The following is a 5,797-nucleotide window of genomic DNA, read 5'->3' as shown; positions in this document are numbered from 1 at the left end:
TCGCTCTTGTTTCTAACCTCTAAGAGACAATTGCTGCTTATTTTTTAAGTTTCTCGCTCACTTCTTTTGCAAGGACAAAGTTCCCCAAGGTCGCTGAACCATTGCCAGCAACTGCAGGTGTCACAATATAATCTCTCACATCAGGTACAGGGAGGTAACCGTTCAAGAGGGCAGTAAATTTCGTGCGAACACGATCTAACATATGTTGTTGAGCCATTACTCCTCCTCCAAAGACAATGACGTCTGGGCGGAAGGTAACTGTCGCATTCACTGCTGCTTGTGCGATGTAGTAGGCTTGAATATCCCATACATTGCTGTTGAGTTCAATGTTTTCCCCACGAATACCTGTACGAGCTTCCAGACTAGGACCAGCCGCAAGGCCTTCCAAACAGCCATTGTGGAAAGGACAAACACCCTTGAATTCTTTTTCCACATCCATTGGGTGTTGGGCCACATAGTAGTGCCCCATTTCTGGGTGCCCAGCTCCCCCGATAAACTCGCCACGTTGGATGACACCAGCTCCGATTCCTGTTCCGATTGTATAGTAAACCAAGTTTTCGATATGGCCACCCGCATTATTGCGTGCGACCACTTCGCCATAGGCAGAGCTATTCACATCTGTCGTGAAATAGATAGGTACATTCAAGGCACGACGGAAAGCCCCAACGATATCTACATTGGCCCAATTCGGTTTTGGAGTCGTTGTGATGAAACCATAAGTGTTTGAATTTGGATCGATATCAATTGGTCCAAATGAACCAATCGCAAGCCCAACTAAATCCTCAAATTTTGAGAAAAATTCAATACACTTATCAATCGTCTCAATTGGCTTGGTTGTTGGAAATTGTACTTTTTCCACAACATTATAGTTTTCATCACCAACCGCACAAACAAATTTTGTACCGCCAGCTTCCAAACTTCCATATAATTTTGTCATGTTGGCTCCTTTTTTATTATGAAAAATATCCTGTATTTATTATAGCATATTTTGTAGTCAATCTTTTTCTCTTCTCTAAAGAAAAAACACACCTTTTTTTGAGAAATAAAATTCAAGGACTGGAGATGATAGACCAGTCCTTGAGAACTTATTATTTCGATTAAGCTTTGACTTCGATGATCGCATCACCCTTCGCAACAGATCCAGTTGCAACAGGTGTGACAGAAGCAAAGTCAGCCGTGTTAGTGACGATCACCATAGTTGTGTCTTCAAGACCAGCTGCGGCAATTTTCGCTGCATCAAATGTACCAAGGACATCACCAGCTTTGACTTTATCGCCTTGAGCTACTTTTTGATCAAATCCTTCACCGTTCATTGATACTGTATCAATACCAACGTGGATCAAGATTTCAGCACCATTAGCTGTCTTCAAACCGTAAGCATGACCAGTTGCGAAAGCAATAGTTACTTCAGCATCTGCTGGTGCATAGACAACGCCTTCAGTTGGTTTGATGGCAATTCCTTGTCCCATCGCTCCACTTGAGAAGACAGGATCATTCACATCAGCAAGTGCTACAGCACTACCAACGATAGGAGAGATGATGGTTTCGTCTTGAAGAGATGCTGGAATAACTCCAGTTGTTTCTTCTTCAATAATTGCACCAGCTTCTTTGTCCTCTGCAGGAACTGATGAAGCTTCATCTTCATAACCAAACATATAAGTCAAACCGAAACTTAGTGCAGTTGTAAATACAACCATAAATACATATTTCAATAATTGACCATTTAGATAGAGAAGTGTACCTGGAATAATTGTAATACCAAATCCTGTACCAGCCAGATTTAACATAGATGCAATCCAACCACCTACAGCACCTGCTCCCAAAGCAATAACGAATGGTTTCACATAACGCAAGTTCACCCCGAAGATTGCAGGCTCAGTAATACCTAGCAAAGCAGAAATAGTTGCTGGGAATGCTAAAGCTTTCACTTTTTGAGATTTAGATTTTACTGCCACTGCTAAAGTAGCACCAGCTTGCGCAGTCATAGCTGCTGTAATGATTGCATTAAATGGATCTTTTTTATCTGCAGTAATTAATTGTGATTCAAGAAGATTAAAGATATGATGGACGCCAGTAACGACAATCAACTGATGAACCCCACCGATAAGAAGCCCTGCAAGTCCGAATGGTAAATTTAAAATAAACTTAGTTGCATTCAGTACATATTCTTCAATGCTGTGGAAGAATGGACCAATAATAAACAAAGCGAGGAATGACATGATTGTTAATGTGAATAATGGAACCAATAACAAATCTAAGACATCTGGAATTTTCTTATGGAGCCACTTTTCAAGTTTCGCACCAATTAGACCAACGAAGAAAGCGGGAAGAACTGAGTTCTGGAATCCAACCACATGATGGAAGATACCAAAGTATGTTGCTGCTTTAGAAGGATCTTCCGCTACAACCCACGCATTTGGAAGTGTCGGACTAACCATCATCAAACCAATTACAATCCCAAGAACAGGATTTCCTCCGAATACTCGGAACGCAGACCATGAAATCAAGGCTGGGAAGAAGGCAAACGCGGTATCAGTTAAAATTGTTGAATATGTATAAAAATCAGTAGATTTAAATGCGTCTGCTGTTGTACCAAACAAAGCCAAAACCTGGTCTTGAGCAATGGCACCACGAATCCCCATAAACAATCCAGTCGCAACAATTGCTGGTAGAATTGGAACAAAAACGTCTCCAAAGGTACGGATCGCGCGTTGGAACCAGTTTCCTTGTTTAGCGGCTTCTGCTTTCATTTCATCTTTTGATGATGTTGGTAAGCCAAGAGCTACTACTTCATCATAGATCTTGTTTACAGTACCAGTACCAAAGATGATTTGGTATTGACCTGAGTTAAAGAAAGCACCTTGTACTTTTTCAATGTTCTCAACAACATCTTTGTTGATTTTTGATTCATCTTTTACCATCACGCGAAGACGAGTCGCACAGTGAGCAACACTGCTAACGTTCTCAACCCCACCGATTGCATCGATGACCTGCTTTGCAATTTCTGTATTTGACATTTTGCAAAAATCTCCTTATTTTTTGTAATGTAAACGGTTAAATCGTTTCTACGTTTTTAATTGTACCACGTATTGAAAATATGTCAAGCGTTTTGCAGGATTTTTTTGAAACTTTTTTGGACTTTTTGACACCTTTTGACAGTATGAAACTATTTTCATTTTAAAACAGGCCTGTACTACGCTTTTTAGCACTTTAAATCAGACTTTTATTTTCATTTTCTTTCATATTTTCATAAATTTTCAACTTCTCCTCTTTTCTTCAGGCTGCAAAATAGCTGTCAATCGTTTGACATTTTTTGCCATTTTTTTCATTTATCGCTTGCATTTTTAATAGGAAATCGGTACTATGGAAGTAAGAAAAAATTCGGAGGAATAAAATGGAATGGACAACTGAACGTCGTTACAGACGTTACGAAGACTGGACAAAAGAGGAAAAGCAAGCCATCCAAGATCATATGGCCAAATCTCCTTGGCATACACACTATCATGTTGAGCCAAAAGCTGGTCTCTTAAATGATCCTAACGGTTTTTCCTACTTTGATGGAAAATGGATCTTGTTTTACCAAAATTTCCCATTTGGTGCAGCCCATGGGTTAAAATCATGGGTACAAACAGAAAGTGAAGACTTGGTTCATTTCAAAGAAACTGGTGTAACGCTTCTTCCAGACACAGATCTGGATAGCCATGGAGCTTATTCCGGATCAGCCATGCAGTTTGGTGACAAACTATTCTTATTCTACACCGGAAATGTTCGTGATGCAGAATGGGTTCGTCATCCTTACCAAGTAGGTGCTTTGATGGATAAAGACGGCAAGATTGAAAAAATTGACAAAATCTTGATTAATCAACCGGCTGACTCTACGGATCACTTTCGTGACCCACAGATTTTTAATTTCAAAGGTCAATTCTACGCTATCGTTGGTGGTCAAAACCTTGAGAAGAAAGGATTCATCCGTCTCTATAAGGCTGTAGATAACGACTATTCCAACTGGGTTACAGTCGGTGACTTGGATTTTGCAAACGATCGGACAGCTTATATGATGGAATGTCCCAACCTAGTCTTTGTAGGAGACCAACCCGTTCTCCTATACTGCCCTCAAGGCTTAGATAAAGCCGTTCTTGATTATGACAATATCTATCCAAATATGTACAAGATTGGGGCAAGCTTTGACCCAGAAAAGGCCAAAATGGTTGATGTATCTGAATTGCATAATCTCGACTATGGTTTTGAAGCCTATGCGACTCAAGGATTTAATGCTCCCGATGGACGTGCCTATACTGTTAGCTGGCTAGGTCTTCCAGACGTTTCTTATCCAACGGATTCCTATGACTACCAAGGAGCTCTCTCACTGGTCAAAGAATTAACCATCAAAGATGGCAAGCTCTACCAATACCCAGTTGAAGCCATCAAAGACTTGCGCGCTGAGAGTGAGGAATTTGCCAACAAGGCACAAACCAAGAACTGCTATGAATTGGAATTGCAGTTTGAAAAGGATAGCCAGAACGAAATCGTCCTCTTTGCCGATGCAGAAGGAAAGGGCTTAGTTCTCACATTTGATCTGGCTAAAGGATTGGTCACAGTCGATCGTAGCCAGGCTGGTGAGCAATATGCCCAAGATTTCGGTACGAGCCGTAGCTGCACAATCGCTAACCAAGCGACAACCGCTAATATTTTTATTGACAATTCGATATTTGAAATCTTTATCAATAAAGGAGAAAAAGTATTTTCTGGTCGGGTCTACCCACATGCAGATCAAAATGGAATCTTGATCAAGTCTGGAACCCCTACTGGAACTTACTACGAACTTGATTATGGTCGCAAAGCTAACTGATGTCGCCAAACTCGCCGGTGTCAGCCCTACTACTGTCTCACGGGTCATCAATAAAAAAGGATACCTGTCTGAAAAAACGATCCAAAAAGTCCAAGAAGCCATGCGAGAATTGGGCTATAAACCTAACAATGTTGCTCGTAGCCTCCAAGGAAAATCAGCCAAGTTAGTCGGCTTGATCTTTCCCAACATCAGCAATGTTTTCTATGCTGAATTAATCGACAAACTAGAGCACCAACTCTTCAAACACGGCTATAAAACCATCATCTGCAATAGTGAACACGACTCCGAAAAAGAGCGCGAATATATTGAGATGTTGGAGGCTAACCAGGTAGATGGCATCATTTCAGGAAGTCATAATTTGGGCATTGAAGATTACAACCGGGTAACTGCTCCTATCATTGCTTTTGACCGCAACCTCTCCCCAGAAATTCCGGTTGTCTCTTCAGACAACTACGCTGGCGGGGTGCTTGCAGCAGAAACTTTAGTAAAAACCGGAGCCCGAAATATTATCATGATCACAGGGAATGACAACTCCAACTCCCCAACAGGCTTGCGTCATGCGGGGTTTGCATCGGTTCTACCTGAGTCCATGATCATTAATGTTTCCAGTGATTTCTCCCCTATTCGCAAAGAAATGGAAATCAAACAGATTTTAACCCACCACAAACCAGATGCCATTTTCGCCTCCGATGATTTGACGGCGATCTTGATCATGAAAGTCGCTAGAGAATTAGATATTCAGATTCCCCAGGATTTGAAAGTGATTGGTTATGATGGAACCCAGTTCATTGAGACCTATACACCTGAACTGACAACCATCCAACAACCCCTCGAAGACATTGCTATCCTCATGGTGGATCTTTTACTCCAAAAGATCGAAGGAAAAAAAGTAGCGACTACCGGTTATTTCTTGCCCGTTAGTCTCCACTCTGGAAAAAGTGTCTAAAA

Annotated in this window: 4 protein-coding genes; 2 read left to right on the top strand and 2 right to left on the bottom strand. The window is 41.2% G+C overall.

Features of this window, described 5'->3' with window-relative positions; translation table 11 throughout:
* Window positions 1-37: 37 nt before the first annotated feature.
* Window positions 38-937: a fructokinase ScrK gene (gene scrK, locus O3629_RS10030; RefSeq protein WP_118396571.1), complete on the bottom strand. Its 900-nt coding sequence runs from the start codon at window positions 935-937 to the stop codon at window positions 38-40.
* Between the two features lie 160 nt (window positions 938-1,097).
* Window positions 1,098-3,017 (bottom strand): sucrose-specific PTS transporter subunit IIBC, encoded by a 1,920-nt coding sequence (locus tag O3629_RS10025; RefSeq protein ID WP_151378715.1) that lies wholly within the window; start codon window positions 3,015-3,017, stop codon window positions 1,098-1,100.
* Between the two features lie 377 nt (window positions 3,018-3,394).
* Between O3629_RS10025 and O3629_RS10020 the strand changes: the two genes are divergently transcribed.
* Both O3629_RS10020 and O3629_RS10015 read left to right on the top strand, forming a co-directional pair.
* Window positions 3,395-4,849 (top strand): sucrose-6-phosphate hydrolase, encoded by a 1,455-nt coding sequence (locus O3629_RS10020; RefSeq protein WP_134974208.1) that lies wholly within the window; start codon window positions 3,395-3,397, stop codon window positions 4,847-4,849.
* Entirely contained in the window at window positions 4,830-5,795 is a 966-nt protein-coding gene (locus tag O3629_RS10015; RefSeq protein ID WP_049471835.1) for a LacI family DNA-binding transcriptional regulator, read from the top strand. Before O3629_RS10020 ends, O3629_RS10015 begins: the two co-directional genes overlap by 20 nt.
* Window positions 5,796-5,797: the final 2 nt, after the last annotated feature.

The organism is Streptococcus sp. 27098_8_12, from assembly GCF_041432115.1.
GTDB lineage: Bacteria > Bacillota > Bacilli > Lactobacillales > Streptococcaceae > Streptococcus > Streptococcus parasanguinis_V.
The sequence above is the reverse complement of the archived record's forward strand: the minus strand, read 5'-3'. Positions and strand labels throughout refer to the sequence as shown.